The sequence below is a fragment of the uncultured Alcanivorax sp. genome (assembly GCF_947258575.1).
GTDB lineage: Bacteria > Pseudomonadota > Gammaproteobacteria > Pseudomonadales > Alcanivoracaceae > Alcanivorax.
In genome coordinates, this window is sequence record NZ_CAMYIV010000011.1 from 173,954 (window position 1) to 196,158 (window position 22,205).

Here is a 22,205-nt window from a genome sequence, read left to right on the forward strand (position 1 = left end):
ACGAAATGTTTATGCCTTCCTGAGCATTCGGTAGAGCGCCAGCAGGATCAGCGCGCCGACGATGGCGGTGACAAAGCTGCCCAGGCTGAAGCTGCCCATGGAGCCGCCAATTCCGGTGATGGAGCCGAGCCAGCCGCCGACAAAGGCACCGGCGATGCCGATCAGGATGGTGACGATAAAGCCGCCGGGATCCTTGCCCGGCATGATCCATTTAGCAATGATGCCGGCGATCAGGCCGAATACAATCCACGATAGAATGCCCATATTTCCTCTCCTTGGTAGTCATTTTGAATTTGCATGGCGCCACCATTGTTGCCGCAAAATACGGCCTCTGTCGTTAACCTGACCCGCTTTCAGACGTAATTTTTGGTAAAAGGCGAACGGGGTTTCGTCTTTGATTTTCGTTTAACTCATTGTTTTTTATTGCTGTTTAGGGCCTTATTCAGAAATGAACGAGTTAAACGATGACCATGGGCGCCTGATTGACAGCTGGCTGGATCAGCAGTGGCTGGAAAAGGGGCTCAGTGAACACAGCCTGGAGAGCTATCGGCGCGATATCCGCCAGTTGGCGGTGTGGCTGCAGGGGCAGCAAGGCTCCTTGCTGCAATGTGAGCGTTACCAGCTGCTGGAATTCCTGGCAGACCGCCATCAGCAGGGGGTGGGGGCTCGCTCGGTGGCCCGGCAATTGTCAGCGGTAAAGAGTTTCTTTCGCTGGTTGAAGCGGGAAGGGCGAATCGAAGAAGATCCGGCACTGCTGATCGAGCGCCCCAAAACCGGTCGCCCGCTGCCGAAAACCCTCACCGAAGCGGACGTGGAGGCGCTGTTGGCGGCGCCGGATGTTTCCACTCCTCTGGGGCTGCGTGACAGGGCCATGCTGGAGCTGATCTATGCCACCGGGTTACGGGTTACCGAGCTGGTCACCCTGACCCAGAGCCAGATCAACCCCCGCCAGGGGCTGGTGCGGGTGATCGGCAAGGGGGACAAGGAGCGACTGGTGCCCCTGGGTGAAGAGTCGCTCCACTGGCTAGCGCGCTATCTTCGTGAGGCACGTCCGCTGCTGTTGGGTAACAATCAGGAGCTGCTGTTTCCCAGCCGACGCGGCACCTGCATGACACGGCAGACCTTCTGGCATCGTATCAAGCAGATGGCCATGGTCGCCGGGGTGGAAAAAAAACTCTCACCCCATACACTGCGTCATGCGTTTGCCACCCACTTGCTGAATCACGGGGCAGACCTGAGGGTGGTGCAGCTGTTGCTTGGGCACAGTGACCTGTCCACTACCCAGATTTATACCCATGTGGCCCAGCAGCGGTTACAGGATCTGTACCAGAAACATCACCCCCGTTCGGGAACCTGAGGCAGGTAATCCGGTTCCAAGTGGGTAAATGAGGAGTAACGACAGAATGAATAAATGGGTTTTGGTGGTACTGACGGGGCTGATGTCCGCTTGCGGGGCGGATTCGAATTCCGAATCAAAGAGCAATCAGCCGGTTAACGGCGACAAGGCCAAGGCGGCTTTCGAGGAAGCGTTTGATGGCATGGAAGTGACCGAGGTAAGTGCTGCGCCGATGCCGGGAATGGTCGAACTGAATGTTAACGGCCGCGAAAGTGTCTACATGACCGAGGATGGCCGCCACATCCTGATCGGCAAGCTGCTGGAGATCAAAGACGGCGAAGTCGTGAATCCGGCGGAGCAGCGCTTTGAGAAAGTCCGCAAAGAGGGCATCAAGACACTGGATCCGGCGGATATGATCACCTACGCGGCGGAAGACGAAAAAGCTGAAGTGTATGTGTTCACTGACATTAGCTGTGGTTTCTGCCGCAAGCTGCATCGCCACATTGATGAGTACAACGCTGAGGGTGTCACCGTCCACTATCTGGCTTTTCCTCGTGGCGGCCCGACCACCGAGGCGGCGGCGGCAATGCGTCACATCTGGTGTGCGGAAGATCGTGCCCAGGCGCTCACCGATGCCAAATTTAAGGACGAGGTAACCCAGGCAGAGCTGACCGAGTGCGCCAAACCGGTGGATGAACAGTACCAGCTGGGCAATACCTTCGGCGTACGCGGCACCCCGGCCATTTATTCCACCGAAGGCGAGCAACTGGGGGGCTATGTGACTCCGGCGCAGCTGCTCGAGCGGCTGGAGTGACAGGCTGAACCCCGCGTAATCCGGCGCTTTGGGGCCGGGAATACAGCGTGAATACATTGACGGCGCAGAGATGCGCCGTTAATGTGTCCGCCTTCATTTTTCCCTCACCCAAGGTGCTGTCGTGGAAACAGATTTCCAGCGCATTCGTCGTCTGCCGCCCTATGTCTTCAATATCGTTGGCGATTTGAAGAAGGCTGCGCGGGCGCGGGGTGAGGACATCATCGATTTCGGCATGGGCAATCCGGATCAGCCCACCCCGAAGCACATTATCGACAAGCTCACTGAGACCGTGCAGCGGGGGGACACCCACCGTTATTCCCAGTCCCGAGGCATTCCGCGCCTGCGCAAGGCGATTGCCGACTGGTACCAGCGCCGCTATGACGTAGATCTGGACCCGGAATCCGAAGCCATTGTCACCATCGGCTCCAAGGAAGGCCTGGCACACCTGGCGCTGGCCACCATGGGCCCCGGGGATACGGTACTGGTGCCCAACCCCAGTTACCCGATCCACCCCTACGGTTTTGTGATCTCCAATGCGGACATCCGCCACGTGCCCATGGTGAAAGGGGTGGATTTTTTCGTGGAGCTGGAGCGGGCCATCAAGGAATCCTGGCCCAAGCCGAAAATGCTGGTGCTTAATTTCCCGGGTAATCCCACTGGCCAGTGCGTCGACCTGGAGTTCTTCGAGAAGGTGGTGGCCATTGCCCGTGAACACCAGATCTGGGTGGTTCACGATCTTGCCTATGCGGATATCGTCTTTGATGGTTACAAAGCGCCTTCCATCCTGGAGGTGGAGGGGGCAAAAGAGGTGGCGGTAGAGTTCTTCTCCCTGTCCAAGAGCTATAACATGCCCGGCTGGCGGGTGGGCTTCTGCTGTGGCAACAAGGACTTGATTCATGCCCTGGCACGTATCAAGTCCTATATGGATTACGGTACCTTTACCCCGATTCAGGTGGCCGCCATCGCTGCCCTGGAAGGGGATCAGACCTGCGTGGCCGACATCTGCGAGATGTACCGAAAACGAAGGGATGTGCTGGTGGACGGCCTGGCGGAGATCGGTTGGCAGGTGGAAAGACCCCGTGCCACCATGTTCGTCTGGGCGGAAATTCCCGAGCCATACCGGGAGATGGGGTCGCTGGAGTTTTCCAAAAAACTGCTCACCGATGCCGGTGTAGCGGTGTCTCCGGGCATCGGCTTTGGTGATTACGGTGACGACCACGTGCGGTTCGGGTTGATCGAAAACGAACAACGGACCCGGCAGGCCATCCGCGGCATCAAGAAGATGTTCCGCCAGGACGGCCTGCTGGGCTGACTTTTGCCTTTGCGGCAGGTCGCAAGGGTAGCGTGAAAAGTTGCGACAGGGCTTTTCAACACACTGATAAATGAAACGAGGATAGGCTGTGGATTCGGTGAAGGTGGGTATTGCTGGTCTGGGCACTGTGGGCTCAGGCACCGTCAACGTTCTCAAGCGCAATGCGCGGGATATTGCCCGCCGCGTGGGACGTCCGATTGAAATTACCCACATTGGTGCGCGCCGGGACAACCCCGCCTGCGATACCCAGGGTATTCGCCTGTCCCGGGATATTTTCGCCGTGGCCACGGACCCGGATATCGATATCCTGGTGGAGCTGATCGGTGGCATTGATACCGCCCGCGAGCTGGTGCTTACCGCCATCAAGAACGGCAAACATATTGTCACCGCCAACAAGGCGCTGATCGCCGAGCACGGCAACGAGATCTTCCAGGCGGCCCAGGACAACGGCGTGGATGTGGCCTTTGAAGCCTCCGTAGCCGGCGGGATTCCCATCCTCAAGTCCCTGGGCGAGGGGCTGGCGGCCAACCACATCAACTGGCTGGCGGGCATCATCAATGGTACCGGCAACTTTATCCTCACCGAGATGGAAGAGGGCGGCCGTGCTTTCGAGGATGTGCTGGACGAAGCCCAGCAGCTGGGTTACGCGGAAGCGGACCCCACCTTCGATGTGGAAGGCATCGATGCGGCCCACAAACTGACCATTCTGGCGTCCATCGCCTTCGGTATTCCGCTGCAGTTCTCCCAGGTCTACACCGAGGGGATCAGCCGCATCACCACTGAAGACGTGGCCAGCGCCGCTCACTTCGGTTACCGCATCAAGCATCTTGGTATCGCCAAGGACACCGGCAAGGGCATCGAACTGCGTGTGCATCCGACCCTGGTGCCCAAGGAAACCATGTTGTCGGCGGTCAACGGGGTGATGAATGCGGTGATGATCCACGGTGATGCCGTGGGCCCGACCATGTTCTACGGCGCCGGTGCCGGCGCCGAGCCCACCGCGTCAGCGGTGGTGGCCGATATCATCGAGCTGGGCCGCGCCCTCACCGTGGACCACGACGAGCGGGTGCCATACCTGGGCTTCCACACTGACCACATGTCCGATGAGCCGATCCTGACCATCGACGATGTGTCCTGCTGTTTCTACCTGCGCCTGCATGTGCAGGACAAGAAAGGCGTGCTGGCAGACGTGACCCGCATCCTCAGTGACAACAATGTCAGCATTGATGCCATGATACAGCGGGAAGTGGATCAGGGGCTGGTGCCCATCGTGATGATGACCCACGAAGTCCGCGAGGGTGACATGAACCTGGCGTTGGCCAAGATCGGTGCCCTTGATACCGTGGATAGCGATATAATGCGCATCCGGGTGGAAACGCTGGACGCTTGATGCCACGCGGCCGGACGCCAGGTTTTCAGCGTCCGGCGACAAGCATCTGGCGTCTGATGCGCCGACTAAAGCGACCAAATTCAAGAACAGCAGAGCCTGCCTCAATGGCTTTGCACTAGCAGCAGAGACCAACACCATGCCTTTTCGTGACCGTTACACCGGCTTGATCAACCGTTACCGCGACCACCTGCCGGTGAATGATGACACGCCCATCATCAGCCTGGGTGAAGGGAATACGCCCCTGATTCGCCTGAAGAACATCCCCAAAATGCTGGGCAAGGACGTGGATATCTACGTCAAATACGAAGGCCTGAACCCCACCGGCTCCTTCAAGGACCGGGGCATGACCATGGCGGTGACCAAGGCGGTGGAAGAGGGTAGCAATGCCATCATCTGCGCCTCCACCGGTAATACCTCTGCGGCTGCCGCGGCCTACGCGGCCCGTGCTGGCATCACCGCTTTTGTGCTGATCCCGGAAGGCAAAATTGCCATGGGCAAGCTGGCCCAGGCGATGATGTATGGTGCGGTGATCATGCAGATCCGTGGCAACTTCGATCAGGGCATGGAGCTGGTCAAGCAGGTGGCGGAAAAGGCGCCGGTGACCATCGTGAACTCTGTGAACCCCTATCGTCTGCAGGGCCAGAAGTCTGCTGCATTTGAAATTGTCGAAGAGCTGGGCCGTGCCCCGGACTTCCACTGCTTGCCAGTGGGGAATGCGGGCAATATCTCTGCTCACTGGATGGGCTACAGCGAATACAAGAAGGCCGGTGTGGTAAACAGTGCACCGAAGATGGTGGGTTATCAGGCAGAAGGGGCTGCCCCCTTCATGCGTGGCGGACCGGTGAAAGACCCGGAAACCGTGGCCACGGCGATCCGTATCGGTAACCCGCAATCCTGGGACAAGGCCTGGGCTCTGCAGGAAGAGTCCGGCGGCTGGTTCGACGAACTGACCGACCAGGAGATTCTGGCTGCCCAGAAGTTGCTGGCCGAGAAGGAAGGTATCTTCTGTGAACCAGCCTCTGCGGCTTCCCTGGGTGGCGCCATGCGCGACATCAAGGCCGGCAAGATTCCGGAAGGTTCTACCATCGTCTGCACCCTCACCGGTAACGGTCTGAAAGACCCGGACACCGCTATCGCCCAGTGCCAAGATAGCCGCATGGTCACCATCGATGCGGACCTGGATGCGGTGAAAGGCGCCATCCTGTCCAATATGTCCTGATCTGTTATACCGGTCGACAAAAAACGGAGCGCATAGCGCTCCGTTTTTTTATCTGCCTGCTGCGCTGTGGGCGCTGCGATCGCAAGGTGAATCCCATCCGCCTCTTTTTATTTATTCGCTTAGTGAATAAAACGTCAACAAAGGAATTGGCCTGAAATTTTTCATTTGTTTTGGTGGCAGGAAAAAATCCCTGGCCAGAATATGTTAGGATACTTTTTCTTTTTGGGAAGAAAGGGAACCGCGACTCCGTGTCGAGATTACTGAAACCGCCTACCTTTATCGTGTCTTTTCCGGGCTGATTACTCGCCCATCTCCTGGCCCTGTGCGGCCACTCCTCTCCATGTATTGTCATTACAACATCCGCAAATACCTTTGTTTCAACACAACAGGTGTCACGCTGTGATTTGACTTTACTTGGTCAATATTTAGTCTGTAAAGAAAATCAGAGAAGGGAGCGTTAGATGAATAAGCGTGCTTTTGCAAAGCGCACTGGCTATCTGAGTTGTTTGCTTGCTGCGTCCATTCCCCTAAACGCCCACGCCGGTGCCGAACTGAGTGCCGGTGTCTGGTGGGTCTATCAATATGTCACTGATTCCGATTTTACCGGTGCATCGTCCGCCTTTGATGAGGATCTGGACAACACCACTGGTGGTAACTTTGCCGACCCGGCATTGATCCTCTACGCCGATGATGATGGCTCCCATGGTCCCTGGCGTTTCAGTGCAGAGGGGCGTCTCGGTACTGGCGGGTTCACCGATACCTCGAACAACAATTCCGGCGATACCTTCACCATGCACAAGGCATGGATCGGTTACGAATTTGATGACGACACCCTGCTGACCGTGGGTAAAAGCCAGGTGCCATTTGGCTGGAAAACCGTCAATTTCTGGCCCGGTGAAGGGGTGTTGGGTGGTTATGGCGATCAGATGGATGTGGGCTTCAAGCTTAGCTCTTCCTTGAATGCCTTCGACTATGACGTGGCCTATTATCACCAGGATGACTGGGGTGAAACCAGCACCGACACCGTAGATGACAATGGTCACTGGGGCAGCGCAACGACTTACCGGAAGATCAAGACCGGTGTCGTCAATGGCGATTGGAATTTTATGGAAGGCCATACTGTAGGGGCCTCTTATCAGAAGGGGCGTCTACAGGACCTGACGGCTGCCGTTGCCAAGGCACGGGATGATGAGGGTGATCATCAATCGGTAAATTTGCATTACACCTTCAACATGAATGACTTCACTGCCCGCTATCAGTTCATTGATGCAGAGCGGGACTTTGGCGGTATGGATGCGTTTTTGCTCGGTGGCACGGCACCCGCCGATGAAGAGGTGAAAACCCAGGTGCACATGGCTCAGCTGATCTATAACCAGAATCGCTGGAGCTATTATCTGGATGCGGGTGTGGCGAGCACTGATACCCGCGGTAACGACGCCGATGATGTGGAATTCTATGCGCCCGGCGTCAGCTACAAGTACGGACCAGGCTGGCTGTACCTGGAGTACCTGTGGTCTGATGGTGACGTGGATCGTAACGGTGATATTTACGAAGCAGACTTCCGTGCAGTCTACGCGTCGTTTGATTTTTATTTCTGATTGCCGGTAGCGGCCCTGCGGGGCCGCCTACTCGGGTTCAGATGATGAAGTGCGTTTTGAGGAGTGCATGTTTCGGGGAAGCGATCCCGACATCGTCCGGACCGACTGGCTGTAAGTTGCGGCATCCACTGCGCACCCTAAAGCAAGACGGATAACGGAGCTAAGATGAGTATTGATTACGAGACCGACTATGATGTCGGCCAGGATAATGTGCAGGTCATGGGGATGGACCTGCACAATCCGGTTTTCTTTATCAGTGCCTTACTGATTATTACTTTTGTGGTTGGCACTCTGGCATTCCCGGAAGCGGCCAACAGTATGCTCAATGGCGCCAAAGCGTGGGCTATCGAGCATTTCGACTGGTTGTTCATGGTCAGCGGCAATATTTTTGTATTGTTCTGCATCGCTCTGGCCGTGATGCCCACCGGTAAAATTCGGTTGGGCGGGCAGAAAGCCAAGCCGGAATTTTCCACTCTTTCCTGGTTCGCGATGCTGTTTGCCGCGGGCATGGGTATTGGCTTGATGTTCTGGAGTGTGGCGGAGCCGGTGGCCTACTACACCGATTGGTATGGCACGCCGCTGAGCGTGGCGCCCAATACTGAAGAAGCCAAGCATCTCGCTATGGGCGCAACCATGTACCACTGGGGGCTTCACCCATGGTCCATTTATGCGGTGGTAGCGCTTTCATTGGCCTTTTTTGCCTATAACAAGGGTATGCCGCTGACGATCCGCTCCGCCTTTTATCCTATTCTGGGTGAGCGTTGCTGGGGCTGGCCAGGTCATATCATTGATACGCTTGCCGTCGTTGCCACCATTTTTGGTCTGGCAACGTCTCTTGGCTTGGGTGCCCAACAGGCTTCCGGTGGCTTGCACTTCCTGTTCGATACGCCAAACGCAATCAATATGCAGCTTGCGGTTATCTTCGGTGTCACCTCCATTGCGGTGATCTCCGTGATGCGAGGGCTTGACGGCGGCGTCAAACTTCTCAGTAACATCAATATGACGTTGGCGCTGTTCCTGTTGTTCTTTGTGATTGTTGCTGGCCCAACCATGCTGATCATTACCGGGTTTGGTACAACAGCAATTGATTACGTGTCCAATATCATTCCGCTGAGTAACTGGATTGGCCGTGAGGATGACACCTGGTTCCACGGTTGGACGGTGTTTTACTGGGCGTGGTGGATTTCCTGGTCTCCGTTTGTCGGCATGTTCATTGCGCGTATTTCCAAAGGCCGCACTGTACGGGAGTTCATTACCGCTGTTCTGCTCGTCCCAACCGTTATCACCATTATCTGGATGTCGACCTTTGGTGGCACCGGTCTGGATCAAGCGGTGAATGGCGTGGGCGAATTGTCCAATGGCATTGGTGATGTGTCCCTGGCATTTTTCCAGATGCTGGAGAACCTGCCGTGGTCCGGCATCATTTCCTTCTTGGCGATCACGTTGGTGCTGGTCTTCTTTGTGACCTCTTCGGATTCCGGGTCATTGGTGATTGACTCCATTACCGCTGGCGGCAAGCTGGATGCACCTGTACCCCAGCGTGTATTTTGGGCCGTGATGGAAGGTGTTATTGCCGGTGCTCTGCTTTACGGCGGGGGTAAGGAAGCGCTGAAAGCCTTGCAGTCTGGCTCTGTGGCGACAGGGTTGCCCTTTACGTTTGTGCTATTGCTGATGTGCGTCAGCCTCTACATGGGGCTCTCCGCAGAGAGTAAGCGGCTCAAGTCTCTAAAGGCCACTTGATTGTCACAGTCAGGAAAGAAAAAATGCCCGCATCAGCGGGCATTTTTTTGGGTGATATCATGACCTGGCAGGCCACGGTTACCGGTTTTACGCAGGATGAGCACCTGGATTGGGTGATGCTGCTGTCATGCGGTCATCGCCAGCATGTTCGCCATCAGCCTCCGTTCATGAACCGTCCCTGGGTTACCAGTGAGGCCGGACGGGCACGGCATCTGGGGATGGTAGTTACCTGTACCCAGTGCCAGCGGGGCATGCCGATCCCTTCAGGCAGTGATTGGTGAGGTCCCCTCGCGTAAACGTGTGTGGCGGTTAATCGTATGCTGAAGCCCGAACAATGCGGGCAGATGGGGACCAATCAAGCCCTTGCCGGTGGTCAGCAGAGCGCCACTCAGTGCCCGTTGCGGGTCCGCCCAGCAGTAGATGCTTATGAAGCCCAAGTGCCCATAAGCCTGAGGTGCCCCCGGTCCATATAGACTCATCCCCCTATTGCCGAGCATAAAGCCGTTAGAAAAATTCAGTGGAAGAACCAGCGTGCGGTCGATACGAGGCCGATGGTAAGCAGGTTGAAGAGCACCGGCCACTGTTTCCGGCTTGAAGATTTGCTGGCCGTTGTAGTGGCCACCGTTGAGCAGCATCTGGAAGAAACGGCTGGCTTCCTCGGCGGTGGCGTAGAGATTGCCCGCCGGCACGATGATGTCCTGAAAGCGGTCATCATTGGTCACTTCCACCACCTCATCGATGCTGCCGCCCACCGCGTAGGTCAGGAACAGGTCGACCAGTTTCATGGGAACGCCGGTAGAGACATCCCGGGCGCGCTCAGCGCCGGTCTGTCCAAAGGTGAAGTATTTCATGCCCATGGGCTGGCGGATCACCCGGTCCAGGGTGGCATTGAGATCTTCGCCGGTAACCGCTTCGACAATGGCGCCGAGGATAAAGCCGGCGGTGATGGCGTGGTAGGCCTGGGTGTTGAGGCCACTGGGTTTCGCCTCGCAAAGTAGATCAATGATCTCCTGGGGGCGGTACAGGATGTCCGGCTCCACCTGAGCGGGCGGGCGGGGAATGCCGGCCTGATGGGTCAGCAGGTGGCGAATGGTGGTGCGTCCCTTGCCGTTCTGGCCGTACTTGGGCAGGTAGCGAGTAACCGGGTCGTCCAGGTCCAATTCGCCGGTTTCCACCAGATGATGGACTAGCATGGCGGATACCGCCTTGGAGGCGGAAAACAGGCAGACCGGGGTGTCCGGCGTCATGATTCGCTGATGCTCCGGGTCCGCATAGCCGATGCTGCGATCCAGCATAATTTCGCCGTGGCGACGCAGGCACAGACTGATGGCCGGGCTCATGCCGCTCCGGTAGAGCTTGCGGGTGGCCCGCCAGATGGCGTCCACCTGTTCAGAGCCCATACCGGTTTTTTCCGGCGGCGCTTCCTGCCCCTGACGGACCAGGCCGTCCAGGCTGCGGGGTATGGGAGTGCCATGTTTGCTGAGCAGGCGGTTGATGCGAGGACGTAAGGCCATAAAAGTCTCTGGTAACAAGTCGTGCCGGACCCGAAATGACGGGATAAGTATCAATATAGTGTTTATTGTGAATGGACGACATTGTCCACGCAGAAGGCTCCCCTGCAATGGTCGCCCGTGCCATCATGATGGCGCCAAATCACAATATTTTGGCCGGACCGGCCGGTGGGGCTGCGTTACACTGTCAGCTAACCGCGTATGACAGCCGCAGGTTACAAGACTTTGTGTCCCGCGCCTTGAATGATCAAGGTGCCCCTACATTCATAATAACAGCGGCATTTTTCAGGAGGTTACGTGAATACCATCAAGCAGTCCGATTTTCAGAGTTTCGCCGAATTCTATCCGTATTACCTGCAGGAGCACGGTAACCCCACCTGCCGCCGCCTGCATGTGGTCGGGACCACGCTACTACTGCTCTTGCTGGCAACCATCATTGCCGGGGTGTTGAGTGCCTGGTGGCTGTTTGCGTTGCCGGTGGTGGGGTATGGTTTTGCCTGGGTAGGCCACTACTTTTTCGAAAAGAACCGTCCCGCCACCTTCCAGCATCCCTGGTACAGCCTGATGGGTGACTTTGTCATGTACAAAGACATCCTCACTCGTCGTATTGATTGGTGAATAACCGCACCACGCAACAGGCTTCACGCTTACCGAGCGTGAAGCCTGTTGCCTGCCAGCACGAAGCGAAGTAATGACCGCAGTTCAGTATTTTCAGCCTGGAAATCACAGACACGATGAGAGCGAGCTTCCCGATCTGGATTGCCGGGAAAATATTGATGCCATGGTGCATGGCTTTTATCGCCGGTTACTGGATGACCCGGTAATGGCGCCGCTGTTTCTGGACGTGGCCGCTATCGATCTGGAAAAGCACCTGCCAACAATCTGTCAGTACTGGTACAAGATGCTGCTGGGTGAGAGTGACTACCGGCGCCACATGATGGCAAAGCATCGCGCACTGGATGACAAGCAGTCCCTGACCGGCGAGCACCATGAGCGCTGGCTGCAGCATTTCATGAACAATCTCGACGGCCGTTTTGCCGGGCCCTATACGGACCGGGCGCGGCATATTGCCTTTCGGGTGATGGATAATCTGTATGCGCAGCTGAGCAAAAGGCGAGGGGAATAGTTGCAAGTTTCAAGTTGAAAGTTGCAACGCGGTTGATGTGCGTTGCCAACCGGAGAGCAGGGTGGCCGCGCTTCATTACAGGTGAAATTTTTCTACGAAGCCACTGTAGGAGCGCCGCTTGAGGCGCGAATCACTGTGGCTGTTCGCGCCTCAAGCGGCGCTCCTACATTCGTTTTTCCTGAAAGCGTCTGAACGCGGCCTTCGCCCTTGTTGTTAGGGAAGGCCGTCACCGTGTTTCAACTTTGAACTTTACACTTTCAACTGCTCTCCTACCCGATCACTCCTTCCGCCTTTAACGCCGCAAACTCCTCGTCACTGAGCCCCAGCTCTTCACGCAATACCACGTCGTTATGGCTGCCCACCTCGCCACCCGGCCAGCGGGTTTCGCCAGGGGTGTCGGCGAGTCGAGGAGTGATGGCGGGCACCTTGAGGGGCTTGCCGTTGATTTCCACCTGTTGGAACAGGCCGCGGGCCTGGAAGTGGGGATCGTTGAACATGTCGGCCACGGAGTAGATGGGGCCCGACGGGACCCGGGCCTTTTCCAGCAGAGTCAGTACTTCCTCGCTGGGCAGACTGCGACACCAGCTGTCCAGGGCGGTGTCGATCTCTGCCTCGTGTTCCACCCGCCCGGCGTTACTGGCCATGGCCGGGTTGTCTGCCATATCCGGGCGGCCGGCGGTGGTCATCAGGCGTTTGAAGATGGAATCGCCATTGCCGCCGATCACCACGAACTTGCCGTCGGCACAGCGGTAGGTATTGGTGGGGACGATGCCGGTGACAGTGGAGCCCGCCGGTTCACGGATCACTCCGGCACCATCGAATTCCGGGATCACGCCCTCCAGCAGGTTGAAGACAGATTCATACAGGGCCACGTCCACCACCTGGCCCTTGTTGCTCTTTTGCCGCTCAAACAGGGCCAGCAGAATCCCCAGGGCCGCGTGCAGGCCGGCAATGGTGTCGCCCAGGGACAGGTTGGGGCGAACCGGGCGCTCGCCGGGGAACCCGTTTACATAACGCAGCCCGCCAATGCCCTCACAGACCGACGCATAGCCGGGCTTGCTGGCATAGGGGCCGGTCTGGCCATAACCGGAGATGCGAGTGTAGATCAGCCCCGGGTTGTCCTCAGCGAAGCTGTCCGGGCCCAGGCCCCAGTTTTCCATGGTGCCGGGGCGGAAGTTCTCGATCACCACGTCGGCGTTGCCCATCAGCTTGCGGACCAACGCCTTGCCCTGATCGGATTTCAGATCCAGGGTCACCGACTTCTTGTTGCGCCCCAGGCTACGCCACCAGTAGGAGGTGCCATCTTCATCCAGTTTGCGCCAACCGCGTATGGGGTCGCCGCCGGGAGGTTCCACCTTCACCACATCGGCACCGAAATAGGCCAGCAGGGTGCCGGTAAAGGGGCCAGCCAGCAGCTGGCCCAGCTCGATAACACGGACACCGTCCAGGGGAAGGCGGCGGGATGAGGTCTCGGGCATGGGGTCTCCGTAGGTTGCGGTTAGCTGGGCCACAAGCCTAGCGGATTGGGTTGCGCAGTGGCAGTGCCTGAAATGCTCGAAACCGATTGTCTGGGGTCAGTTTCCCCGGGGGTAGGGAAAGATCAGAGCGAGCAACGAGGTACGAGTTTCGAATTGCAAAACCCGGTGGCCTTTCGCAACTCGTACCTCGCTTCTTGTGAGTGGATATTCGCGGTTGAACGACCGCTCCCACCGGGCGGTTGTCCGACCGGAGATTTTGCCTGTCTGCCCGCAGGCTATACAATCCGCAGCCTATTATAAGGAAAGCCCATGACCCCGGAACGCTATCGTCGCATCTGCGACACCCTGGACCGCCGCCAGCCTGATCTCACCGTGATCATGGATGGCGTCCACAAGCCCCACAATATCGCCGCCATTGTGCGCACCTGCGACGCGGTGGGCATTCTCGATGTGCATGCCATCTTGCCCAATAACCGGGCGCGGATGGCCGCCGGCACTGCCATGGGCTCCCAGCGCTGGGTGCAGGTGCACAAGCGTGACGAGAGCAGCCGTGTGATTCGTGAATTGCAGGGGCAGGGCGTGCAGGTGTTGGCGGCGCATTTGTCTGATACCGCAGTGCCCTATCGGGAAGTGGATTACACCCGGCCCACGGCTTTGCTGCTAGGCACTGAAAAATTTGGCGTCAGCGATGAAGCCGCGGCGGCGGTGGACCAGCATGTGGTCATCCCAATGATGGGCATGGTGGAATCGTTCAATGTGAGCGTCGCGGCGGCCATCATTCTGGCGGAAGCCTGTGAGCAGCGCCGCGCCAAAGGCTACTATGACCAGCCGCGTATTGATCCGGCCCGTTACCAGGAGTTGCTGTTCCGCTGGGGCCACCAGAAAATTGCCCGCCTGTGTGATGCGGAGGGGGTTCCCTACCCCGCGCTGGACGACGAGGGGCAGGTGAAAGACAGTGCCGCGCTTACGGCACTGTTGCGACGGAGGCACTCACCGGACCCAGAGGTTTAGCACTGGGTGCATGGCTGACCTGCCAGTGGAAATCGGCGGCACCGCCTTCGCCCACCCAGGCCGGGAACCACAGGGTATTGTCCATGGTGGCGTAGCGTAGTCGGGCGATATCGATGTCCCGTTCCTTGGCCAGTGCCACCATGCGCTGCAGCACTTTGCCGTGGTGGACCTGATCCACCTGCTTGGTGGTGTCCAGTATGGCCTGGCGCATCAGGCTATTGAAATCATCGCGAGCGATACCGGAAAAATTCATCCGGTTAAGGTCGGCCAGAAAGGCATCGGCGAGAGCGGCTATCGTGGGAAAACGGCCTTCCTTTTTCAGTTCCCTCAATCGCTGGTTGACCACCTCGTCGTACTTGTCAAAGGCACCGTCTTCCTCCGCATCCGCCAATGCCAGAATGGCTTCGCCAAGGCTGTCCATGTCCAGATAATCCAGTTTGGGAATGGCGCCAAGCAGATCAATGACCGTGCGCGGCATGCCCTCACTCTCAAAACCCAGCCGCGGGGTGGCACCCGGGTGGCGCTCGTATTTGGTGGTGCTTGCCTTGTCGTCCTCGTAGAACATGTTCATGGACATGCCATTGAGAAAGGCATCGAACAGACCATCAGGCACCACCGGCATATGGTTGCTGAAAAACATTTCCCAGCCCTGGTTGGAATCCATATGCAGCCAGTCGCCGGGTAAGCGAGTCGCGCCGAGAGTATGCTCGAAGTCGTTCATCTCACCATCGACGATGCCGTATTGGCCCTTGCCATAGACGGAATCATAGGTGATGCGAGCTCCATCCAGATTGTGAAAATCGATGGCAAAGTGGATGCGGGGTTCGCGCAGGAACATCATGAAAAATTTCAGTACCTTGACGCTGCCAATGGCAAAGCGGGAAGGAATGGTGACCGACTGTTCGTAGAAATCCACCTGGAATTTCTGGCTGAAAAACGTCGGCATAAAAGCGTACCAGATGCGCGCCTTGACCAGGATTGAGGCCCTCACTGCACCGTCCTTCACGGCAATGGGGGTGGCCTTGATGTTTTTGCGGGTATCCAGATCCACGCGCAGGTTCTGGTTGAAAATACCGGTGCTGATGTTGACGTAAATGTTGTCGATGACATTCTCGTCCTTGTGCGGGCCTAGCCGGGGGGACATGGCCCGGATCTGGGTGAAATCCTTGGCGTCGTAGTCCATTTGCATCAGCGTGGTTTCAATGCGGCCGCTTTCCAGATCCACCTGCACATAATCTGCCCGCGAGCGTTCGTTGTTATTGCGCACCAGGTAAATGTAGCGGGGCTGGTTGCGGGGGGAGTCCAGGCGGATTTCCTCCAGCAGGCGGCCTTCTTTCAGCGCATGTTGCTGCGGATCGAAACGGTCCCAGCCGCCGTCACGGAACATGAAGGCCAGCTCGTCGAAATCATCAAAAATACCGGGCTCACCTTCCGGCTTGTGATCATTGTGACCCTCAATCCAGATCAGGCCGGTCTTGTCGAACTCGTCAATCTGGAAGGGAATCGGGATCAGCTTGCCCGCGCGCACGGCCATCAGTGATAGCTCTTCGGTGGGGATGCCGTTATGTTCCGCCAGCTCGAAGCCCTTCATCTCCATGGGGTAGAGGTAAGTGAACTGGGTGGTGTCCAGGGCCTTGAGGGTGCGATCCAGCTGGTCGGTGGAAATATTGCGCAGACCTGAGGCCCAGCGGCCCATGGCGCTGGGGTCCGCCTTGTAGAAATCCAGGAAATGCTCAAAGTAGGGATCGGGGACGCCCTCGGTCCAGATTTCCCGTGCCTGTGATGGGCTCACCAGGGTGAGAAGTAGGGCGGTGAGACCGATCCATGCCTGTCTGCCGGTCATTTTGTTATTCTCTTGGACGATTTGGATTGGCGAAACAAGGCCCTAGGGTATGACAAGCAATCAGGAAAGAGTAGGCCTTGACGCCTTACATGAACGGCTCCAACGCGTATTACCGGCGGTATCCCTAGTCTGCCAGGCACTGCCGAAGACACCACAGATCCGCTTATGGCTGCTGGATGAACTGTTCCCCGAACAGGCCCTGGACCCGCACATCGTCAATGCGATCATGGAAGAGCCGCCGTACTGGTCTTTTTGCTGGGCCTCCGGGCAGGTGTTGGCCGAATACCTGCTCAGCCACCCCGAGTGGGTGAGGGGCCGTTGTGTGGTGGATGTGGGGCCGGGCTCCGGGGTGGTTGCCATTGCCGCCGCCCTGGCAGGGGCGTCACGGGTGATCGCCTGTGATCTGGACCAGGATGCGCTGACCGCCACCGCGCTCAACGCGGCAGAAAACCAGGTTGATATCGAACTGAGCCAGGATCTGGACAGTGCCTTGGCCGCGGCGGATCTGGTAACGGCGGCGGATATCCTCTACGACCGGGAAAACCTGCCGTTGCTGGCTCGCTTCCAGCAGGTCAATCGGGTGCTGCTGGCCGATTCCCGGGTGCCTGACCTGGACCCGCCCGGCTACCAGTTGCTGGGGCAGTGGCAGTCCTGCACCTGGCCGGATCTGGGGGAATCCAGCGAGTACAACGGGGTGAGAGTGTTTGCCTCGGAACCGTCGCCCTGAAGGAATGTCAGAAAAGCAGTACGGCGTTGCTATCCGCCCTGGGTGACCGATGCATCTGCCGTAGGGAGGAGGGAAGGCCTCCACCGATATAACCCGCTTATTGCTTGTTTTCTCAGTACAGGAGGAACGACGTTGTTGAATTCCAAGAATCCGCTGCAACCTGTTGTCTGGATGCTGGCACTGTGTGTCATCGCTTTTTCCCCGGCTCAGGCGGCGTTGCCATCTGTGACGGGCGACGGCCAGGCGCTGCCATCGCTGGCGCCGATGCTGGAAAAAACCTCCCCGGCGGTGGTCAATATCGCCATCGAAACGCGGATCCGTACCGCCCGTAATCCCTTGATGGAAGATCCCTTCTTCCGCCGTTTTTTCAATATCCCCGAGCATCAGCAACGTGAGCGCCGTGCCGCCAGTGCCGGTTCCGGCGTGATTGTGGATGCCAAGGAAGGCTATGTGCTGACCAATGCCCACGTGGTGAAGAACGCGGACTCCATTGAGGTTACCCTCACCGATGGTCGGGAGTTGTCTGCCGAGCTGGTGGGTACCGACGAGGAAGTGGATCTGGCGGTACTCAAGCTGGAATCCGCTGAGGATCTCACCCAGATTGCCATTGCCGATTCCACCGGCTTGCGGGTGGGGGATTTTGTAGTGGCCATTGGTAACCCGTTCGGACTGGGGCAGACCGTGACCAGTGGCATTGTCTCAGCGTTGGGTCGAACCGGCCTGGGCATTGAAGGCTATGAAAGCTTTATCCAGACCGATGCGTCCATCAATCCGGGCAACTCCGGTGGCGCCCTAGTAAACCTGCGCGGCGAACTGGTGGGCATCAACACTGCCATCATCGCTCCCGCCGGCGGCAATGTGGGTATCGGCTTCGCCATCCCCACAGAAATGGCCGAGAACGTGATGCACCAGCTGATCGAGCATGGTGAAGTTCGCCGCGGCGTGCTGGGTGTCACCATTCAGGATCTTACCGCCGAGCTGGCGGAGGCCTTCGGTGTAGAGCGCAAGAACGGGGTAGTGATTACCCAGGTCATGGAGGAAAGCGCGGCGGAAAAAGCCGGCATTAAAAGTGGTGACGTAGTGATTGCCGTGGACGGCCGCCCGGTGAAGCGGGCTGCGGATCTGCGTAACAAGGTTGGCATGGCGCCGGTGGGCGAGAAGGTGACGTTGACGGTCCTGCGCGATGGCAAAAAGCGCGAGATGACAGCGGTCATCAGTGAGTCGACCCAGCAGGCATCCAGCGGCGAGTCGGTTTCCAAGTATCTGCAAGGCGCCAACCTGCGCGACCTGCGCAAAGGTGAGCTGCAGCATGCAGACAGTGGCGTACTGGTGGACGATGTGAAGCAGGGCTCTCCCGCCTGGCGGGCCGGGTTGCGTCGTGGCGATGTGATCATCAACGCCAATCGGCAGGATGTGGTGAACACGGCGGAACTGCGCAATGCCATCGGTGACAAGGATGGCACCCTGTTGTTGCGGGTCAATCGTAATGGCGGTGTGTTCTTTGTGGTGATTCGCTGATTCAGTTGCGTTGAAAGTGGATAAGCGCGGGCGGGCCTGTTGGATCAAACTGTCAGGCGGTGCCCGCGTTTCATTTCTACAGAAGCGCTGATGGCACTGTAGGAGCTATGCTTGCATGGCGAACCTTGGCCCGAGAAACCGGATTGGCTGCTAATATTTCACTGCCGAGATGGTCATTCCACAAAACTCACTCTTCAAATGTCCCATGCCGGCCGGCGCCTTGCCGGAAACGTTCGGCGCCACCGATGGCTTCTTCGAACACCACCGGATAGCCGCCGGCGCCTTCCCGGCGCAGGGCTTCATCCAGGGGCAGATCCCATTGTTGATAGGCAGACAGCCGGTCGGCCTGCAGGCATTGCTGGGGGAAGGCGGCGATTTGCCGGGCCAGGGCAATGGCTTCATCCAGTGCCGTACCGTCGGCAACCACCCGGTTGGCCAGGCCGATCTGCAGGGCTTCATCGGCCGCCACCGGCCTGCCAGTCAGAATCATATCCATGGCGCGGCTGTGGCCGATCAGTCGAGGCAGACGCACGGTGCCGCCATCGATCAGGGGCACGCCCCAGCGCCGGCAGAACACGCCGAACGTGGCGGACGTTTCCGCCACTCGCAAGTCGCACAACAGCGCCAGCTCCAGGCCGCCGGCCACGGCAAAGCCGCTCACGGCGGCAATCACCGGTTTGCCTAGCAGCATGCGAGTGGGGCCCATGGGCCCGGGGCCGCTGCCGGCTTCGTCGATTTCATTGCGTCGTTGCGGATCGGACAGGGCGGACAGATCGGCACCGGCACAGAAGTTGCCGCCGGCGCCGGTGAGAATGGCTACCTTGAGATCGGCGTTCTGCTCAAAGGTCTCGAAAGCGGTACGTAACGCATCCGCCGTGGGGCGATCCACCGCGTTACGCTTTTCGGGGCGGTTGAGGGTGATGATGAAAAGGTCGTCGCGGGTCTCGGTGATTACCGGTTGTTCAGTCACAGGGCTTTCCGTTCTCTGCCGTTTCCCGCATCTAACCATAAAAGAAAGCCGAAAGGGGAGCGGTGGTCGTTACCGCTCCGCTTTTCAGTTTTCAGTAGGCCAGGGTGAAACGCTGACGTTCATGTTGCGGATGGTCCACTTCATCCAGCAGTGCCACGGCATAATCCTGAACAGAAATCCGGCTGTTGCCCTGGTCATCCACCAGCAGATCGTCCTGGCCCAGACGGAACTGGCCGGTACGCTCACCGGGGAAGATTTCCGCCGCCGGCGACAGCATGGTCCAGTTCACCGCCGGCTCTGCCTGCAGCAGGGCCAGGGCATCCTGAGCACCCAGGGCGGTGGGCTTGTACTCCTCCGGGAAAGCCGGGGTGTCGATCAATAGCCTATCCGCCGCCACCCGCAGGGATCCGGCACCGCCCACTATCACCAGGCGGGCCACGTCAGCGGCTTTCACTGCCGCGATAATGGATTTCACGCCCTGCACGTAATAGCCACGGATATCGTCCTGGGCGTGGCCGCTGAAGGCGCTGATAATCACATCCGCGCCGGTGAGCGCCTCAGTCAGTTGCGCGGTGTTCTGTACATCCACCTGTTTGACGCTCAGGTTGGTGGCGGTGGCATTCAACTTGTCCGGCTGACTGACCAGGGCCGTTACCTGATGGCTGCGACGCAGGGCTTCTTCGCGCAGGGAGGAACCGATAAAACCGCTGGCACCAATCAATGCAATTTTCATGGGGGTAACTCCTGATCCAATTCGTTTCGACATGATCAGTATCGGTGTTTGCACTGATCGGAAAAATAGCCTAATAAGTAAATCAGTGTTGTTGATTTCTAAACAGTGAGTCTGATGTGGAAGCCGAATTTGATCTCAATGCCTTGCCCCTGTTTCTGGCCCTGGCCCGGGCTGGCAGCTTCACCGGCGCGGCGGAACGGCTGGGGTGCAACAAGAGCAAGATCAGCCTGTCCATCAAGCGGCTGGAGCAGCGCCTGGGTGTGGCGCTGGTGACTCGCACCACCCGCCAGGTGCAACTCACCGAAGCCGGGGAGCGGCTGCTGGCCGGGCTCACGCCCCTGTTTAGCGAACTGGAAGGTCTGCTGGATCAGGTGGAGACCGACCAGCAGACCCTGCAGGGGGAGCTGCGCATTACCGCCCCGGAAGATTTCGCGGCCCAGATGGTGGCGCCGGCGGTGGTGGCCTTCAGTGAGCGTCACCCGCAATTGGAGATCGAATTACGCACCGGCGATAGCGTGGCAGACATGGTCAAAGAGGGTATCGATCTGGCCATTCGCCTGGGCTGGTTGAAGGACTCGTCCCTGCGCGCCACTCGTCTGGGGGAATTCGAGCAGTTTCTGGTGGCGTCGCCGGCGTTCATGGCAAGCCATGGGCCGGTAAGTCACCCCCGGGATCTGGCCGCCTTGCCCTGGGTGACGTTTACGCCGCTGCCGTCCCCGCTGACCTGGACCTTTTCCCGGGCAGACGAGCGTTGCACAGTACGCATGCAGGGAGCCTTGAAGGCCAATACCACGGCGGTGACCAAACAGTTGTTGCTGCAACAGGCGGGCCTGTCGGTGCTGGCGGATTCCATTGCCGCTGACGAACTGGAGCGGGGTGGTCTGCAGCGAGTTCTGCCAGATTGGGATCTGCCCGGTGGGGGTATTTACGCGGTCTACCCGCCGGGGCGCCATACCCCGGCCAAGGTGCGGGCCTTTGTGGAATTTTTGCGCGAGCGGTTATGAAATGAGTTATGTGAAGACCTATGAAGAGGAAACCCTCAGCCGCGACGCGGTGGCGCAACGGCCGGGCACCTGGGTCCTGGAGTTCGGCGCCAACTGGTGCGGCTACTGCATCGCCGCCCAGAAAGACATCGAAACGGTGCTGTCGCCGATGACCGAGGTGCACCACGAAAAAATTGCCGATGGCCCCGGCCGCCCCCTGGGTCGCAGCTATCGCGTCAAACTGTGGCCCACGCTGATCCTGATTCGTGACGGCAAGGAAGTGGATCGGGTAGTGCGCCCCACCAGTGCCGAACAAATCCGCCAGCTTTTCCCGTAGGCGCGTCGCTGGCGGCGCGATTCCAGACCTGGATCAAAAGAATTTCACCACAGAGGGCACAGAGCACACAGAGAAAAACCTGTCTTTTCCTCAGTGATCTCTGTGACCTCTGTGGTAAATACGGATTTTCAGGAATTTGGGTTTATGCACTTCGTGCACCCTACGGGCCGCCCTAGCGGGCGTTACCTGCACTTCGTTCCGGTTCGCGCCGCCAGTGACGCTCCTATGATAGAAAAATAGATAATATGTACTGAAAATTCATAAAAGACCCAAGGAATGGCAGGGGAGGGAAAGTGAAATCGTTGGCCGCCAGGCAATTTGGCTATTTGGTGATCTCTTTTTTTGGCTTGGTGCAGGGGCTCTATTATTTTAGTGAGCCTGATGAACCATTCTCTCAGAGGAGGAGTTCTCTTTGGATCTTTGAAATGGCCCAAAATATGGGTTTTGGTTGGGTGGCGTTATTTCATTTTATCGCCGTCGGTTTTTTTATTTTCTTGCTGATCGCGGATTCCCGAAAGAACAAATAGTTTCCCTTCTGGTTTCTGTTCGCCATGCAAGC

22 protein-coding genes are annotated in these 22,205 nt (G+C 58.0%); 16 read left to right on the forward strand and 6 right to left on the reverse strand.

From position 1 onward, the window contains the following. Positions 1 to 9 precede the first annotated feature (9 nt). On the reverse strand, positions 10 to 264 hold the full coding sequence (locus Q0Y02_RS11905) for a GlsB/YeaQ/YmgE family stress response membrane protein (RefSeq protein ID WP_297768535.1): 255 nt from the start codon (positions 262 to 264) through the stop codon (positions 10 to 12). A gap of 184 nt (positions 265 to 448) precedes the next feature. On the opposite strand from Q0Y02_RS11905, the gene xerD reads away from it, so the two are divergent. The 8 genes from xerD to Q0Y02_RS11945 all read left to right on the forward strand — a co-directional run bounded on the left by xerD (position 449) and on the right by Q0Y02_RS11945 (position 9,690). Next, complete coding sequence (xerD, locus tag Q0Y02_RS11910; RefSeq protein WP_297768538.1) at positions 449 to 1,357, forward strand: site-specific tyrosine recombinase XerD; 909 nt, start codon at positions 449 to 451, stop codon at positions 1,355 to 1,357. A gap of 46 nt (positions 1,358 to 1,403) precedes the next feature. After that, positions 1,404 to 2,150: a DsbC family protein gene (locus Q0Y02_RS11915; RefSeq protein ID WP_297768541.1), complete on the forward strand. Its 747-nt coding sequence runs from the start codon at positions 1,404 to 1,406 to the stop codon at positions 2,148 to 2,150. A gap of 121 nt (positions 2,151 to 2,271) precedes the next feature. After that, complete coding sequence (gene alaC / locus Q0Y02_RS11920) at positions 2,272 to 3,462, forward strand: alanine transaminase (protein WP_297768543.1); 1,191 nt, start codon at positions 2,272 to 2,274, stop codon at positions 3,460 to 3,462. Between the two features lie 88 nt (positions 3,463 to 3,550). Beyond that, positions 3,551 to 4,852: a homoserine dehydrogenase gene (locus tag Q0Y02_RS11925; protein WP_297768545.1), complete on the forward strand. Its 1,302-nt coding sequence runs from the start codon at positions 3,551 to 3,553 to the stop codon at positions 4,850 to 4,852. 136 nt (positions 4,853 to 4,988) lie between these two features. Further along, positions 4,989 to 6,071 (forward strand): threonine synthase, encoded by a 1,083-nt coding sequence (gene thrC / locus Q0Y02_RS11930; RefSeq protein WP_297768547.1) that lies wholly within the window; start codon positions 4,989 to 4,991, stop codon positions 6,069 to 6,071. A gap of 461 nt (positions 6,072 to 6,532) precedes the next feature. Next, the gene (locus Q0Y02_RS11935) at positions 6,533 to 7,669 is read left to right on the forward strand and encodes a hypothetical protein (RefSeq protein ID WP_297768550.1); all 1,137 of its coding nucleotides are present in this window, start codon (positions 6,533 to 6,535) and stop codon (positions 7,667 to 7,669) included. Between the two features lie 165 nt (positions 7,670 to 7,834). Further along, positions 7,835 to 9,409, forward strand: a complete 1,575-nt coding sequence (locus tag Q0Y02_RS11940) for a BCCT family transporter (protein ID WP_297768553.1) — start codon at positions 7,835 to 7,837, stop codon at positions 9,407 to 9,409. Positions 9,410 to 9,468: 59 nt separating this feature from the next. Further along, complete coding sequence (locus Q0Y02_RS11945; protein WP_297769424.1) at positions 9,469 to 9,690, forward strand: DUF3565 domain-containing protein; 222 nt, start codon at positions 9,469 to 9,471, stop codon at positions 9,688 to 9,690. Here the strand turns inward: Q0Y02_RS11945 and Q0Y02_RS11950 are convergent. After that, the gene (locus Q0Y02_RS11950) at positions 9,673 to 10,923 is read right to left on the reverse strand and encodes a serine hydrolase domain-containing protein (RefSeq protein ID WP_297768555.1); all 1,251 of its coding nucleotides are present in this window, start codon (positions 10,921 to 10,923) and stop codon (positions 9,673 to 9,675) included. The two genes, Q0Y02_RS11945 and Q0Y02_RS11950, sit on opposite strands and share 18 nt — an antisense overlap. Positions 10,924 to 11,217: 294 nt before the next feature. Here Q0Y02_RS11950 and Q0Y02_RS11955 point away from each other — a divergent pair, with 294 nt between their 5' ends. Together Q0Y02_RS11955 and Q0Y02_RS11960 are read left to right on the forward strand one after the other, a co-directional pair. After that, positions 11,218 to 11,538 carry a DUF962 domain-containing protein gene (locus tag Q0Y02_RS11955; protein ID WP_297768557.1) on the forward strand — a complete coding sequence of 107 codons (321 nt, stop codon included), beginning with the start codon at positions 11,218 to 11,220 and terminating at the stop codon, positions 11,536 to 11,538. A 73-nt stretch (positions 11,539 to 11,611) separates the two neighbouring features. Further along, positions 11,612 to 12,046, forward strand: coding sequence for a group III truncated hemoglobin (locus tag Q0Y02_RS11960; protein ID WP_297768560.1), 435 nt, complete (start codon positions 11,612 to 11,614; stop codon positions 12,044 to 12,046). 269 nt (positions 12,047 to 12,315) lie between these two features. On the opposite strand, the gene Q0Y02_RS11965 is transcribed toward Q0Y02_RS11960, so the two are convergent. Continuing rightward, positions 12,316 to 13,524, reverse strand: a complete 1,209-nt coding sequence (locus Q0Y02_RS11965) for a CaiB/BaiF CoA-transferase family protein (protein ID WP_297768563.1) — start codon at positions 13,522 to 13,524, stop codon at positions 12,316 to 12,318. 309 nt (positions 13,525 to 13,833) lie between these two features. Here Q0Y02_RS11965 and trmH point away from each other — a divergent pair, with 309 nt between their 5' ends. Next, entirely contained in the window at positions 13,834 to 14,535 is a 702-nt protein-coding gene (gene trmH / locus Q0Y02_RS11970; protein WP_297768567.1) for a tRNA (guanosine(18)-2'-O)-methyltransferase TrmH, read from the forward strand. Here trmH and Q0Y02_RS11975 read toward each other — a convergent pair. Continuing rightward, positions 14,489 to 16,378 (reverse strand): hypothetical protein, encoded by a 1,890-nt coding sequence (locus tag Q0Y02_RS11975; protein ID WP_297768570.1) that lies wholly within the window; start codon positions 16,376 to 16,378, stop codon positions 14,489 to 14,491. The genes trmH and Q0Y02_RS11975 overlap by 47 nt on opposite strands. Positions 16,379 to 16,427: 49 nt before the next feature. On the opposite strand from Q0Y02_RS11975, the gene Q0Y02_RS11980 reads away from it, so the two are divergent. Further along, positions 16,428 to 17,105: a 50S ribosomal protein L11 methyltransferase gene (locus Q0Y02_RS11980; RefSeq protein WP_297768573.1), complete on the forward strand. Its 678-nt coding sequence runs from the start codon at positions 16,428 to 16,430 to the stop codon at positions 17,103 to 17,105. 132 nt (positions 17,106 to 17,237) lie between these two features. Beyond that, on the forward strand, positions 17,238 to 18,623 hold the full coding sequence (locus tag Q0Y02_RS11985) for a DegQ family serine endoprotease (protein ID WP_366516920.1): 1,386 nt from the start codon (positions 17,238 to 17,240) through the stop codon (positions 18,621 to 18,623). Between the two features lie 187 nt (positions 18,624 to 18,810). Here Q0Y02_RS11985 and Q0Y02_RS11990 read toward each other — a convergent pair whose 3' ends face one another. Continuing rightward, positions 18,811 to 19,593: a crotonase/enoyl-CoA hydratase family protein gene (locus Q0Y02_RS11990; protein ID WP_297768576.1), complete on the reverse strand. Its 783-nt coding sequence runs from the start codon at positions 19,591 to 19,593 to the stop codon at positions 18,811 to 18,813. Positions 19,594 to 19,684: 91 nt separating this feature from the next. Beyond that, complete coding sequence (locus Q0Y02_RS11995) at positions 19,685 to 20,326, reverse strand: NAD(P)-dependent oxidoreductase (protein ID WP_297768579.1); 642 nt, start codon at positions 20,324 to 20,326, stop codon at positions 19,685 to 19,687. Between the two features lie 116 nt (positions 20,327 to 20,442). Here Q0Y02_RS11995 and Q0Y02_RS12000 point away from each other — a divergent pair, with 116 nt between their 5' ends. The 3 genes from Q0Y02_RS12000 (at position 20,443) to Q0Y02_RS12010 (ending at position 22,173) form a co-directional block, all read left to right on the forward strand. Continuing rightward, complete coding sequence (locus tag Q0Y02_RS12000) at positions 20,443 to 21,330, forward strand: LysR family transcriptional regulator (RefSeq protein ID WP_297768584.1); 888 nt, start codon at positions 20,443 to 20,445, stop codon at positions 21,328 to 21,330. 1 nt (position 21,331) lies between these two features. Then, a complete protein-coding gene (locus tag Q0Y02_RS12005; RefSeq protein WP_297768587.1) occupies positions 21,332 to 21,646 on the forward strand; it encodes a thioredoxin family protein in 315 nt (104 codons plus the stop codon). Positions 21,647 to 21,939: 293 nt separating this feature from the next. Further along, positions 21,940 to 22,173, forward strand: coding sequence for a hypothetical protein (locus Q0Y02_RS12010; protein ID WP_297768590.1), 234 nt, complete (start codon positions 21,940 to 21,942; stop codon positions 22,171 to 22,173). The last annotated feature ends 32 nt before the right edge of the window (positions 22,174 to 22,205 follow it).

Excerpts from the sequence above, each read along its gene's own strand:
- Q0Y02_RS11905 (WP_297768535.1), bottom strand. The coding sequence starts at position 264 with ATGGGCATTCTATCGTGGATTGTATTCGGCCTGATCGCCGGCATCATT.
- xerD (WP_297768538.1), top strand. The coding sequence starts at position 449 with ATGAACGAGTTAAACGATGACCATGGGCGCCTGATTGACAGCTGGCTG.
- Q0Y02_RS11915 (WP_297768541.1), top strand. The coding sequence starts at position 1,404 with ATGAATAAATGGGTTTTGGTGGTACTGACGGGGCTGATGTCCGCTTGC.
- thrC (WP_297768547.1), top strand. The coding sequence starts at position 4,989 with ATGCCTTTTCGTGACCGTTACACCGGCTTGATCAACCGTTACCGCGAC.
- Q0Y02_RS11935 (WP_297768550.1), top strand. The coding sequence starts at position 6,533 with ATGAATAAGCGTGCTTTTGCAAAGCGCACTGGCTATCTGAGTTGTTTG.
- Q0Y02_RS11940 (WP_297768553.1), top strand. The coding sequence starts at position 7,835 with ATGAGTATTGATTACGAGACCGACTATGATGTCGGCCAGGATAATGTG.
- Q0Y02_RS11945 (WP_297769424.1), top strand. The coding sequence starts at position 9,469 with ATGACCTGGCAGGCCACGGTTACCGGTTTTACGCAGGATGAGCACCTG.
- Q0Y02_RS11950 (WP_297768555.1), bottom strand. The coding sequence starts at position 10,923 with ATGGCCTTACGTCCTCGCATCAACCGCCTGCTCAGCAAACATGGCACT.
- Q0Y02_RS11960 (WP_297768560.1), top strand. The coding sequence starts at position 11,612 with ATGACCGCAGTTCAGTATTTTCAGCCTGGAAATCACAGACACGATGAG.
- Q0Y02_RS11965 (WP_297768563.1), bottom strand. The coding sequence starts at position 13,524 with ATGCCCGAGACCTCATCCCGCCGCCTTCCCCTGGACGGTGTCCGTGTT.
- trmH (WP_297768567.1), top strand. The coding sequence starts at position 13,834 with ATGACCCCGGAACGCTATCGTCGCATCTGCGACACCCTGGACCGCCGC.
- Q0Y02_RS11975 (WP_297768570.1), bottom strand. The coding sequence starts at position 16,378 with ATGACCGGCAGACAGGCATGGATCGGTCTCACCGCCCTACTTCTCACC.
- Q0Y02_RS11980 (WP_297768573.1), top strand. The coding sequence starts at position 16,428 with ATGACAAGCAATCAGGAAAGAGTAGGCCTTGACGCCTTACATGAACGG.
- Q0Y02_RS11995 (WP_297768579.1), bottom strand. The coding sequence starts at position 20,326 with ATGAAAATTGCATTGATTGGTGCCAGCGGTTTTATCGGTTCCTCCCTG.
- Q0Y02_RS12005 (WP_297768587.1), top strand. The coding sequence starts at position 21,332 with ATGAGTTATGTGAAGACCTATGAAGAGGAAACCCTCAGCCGCGACGCG.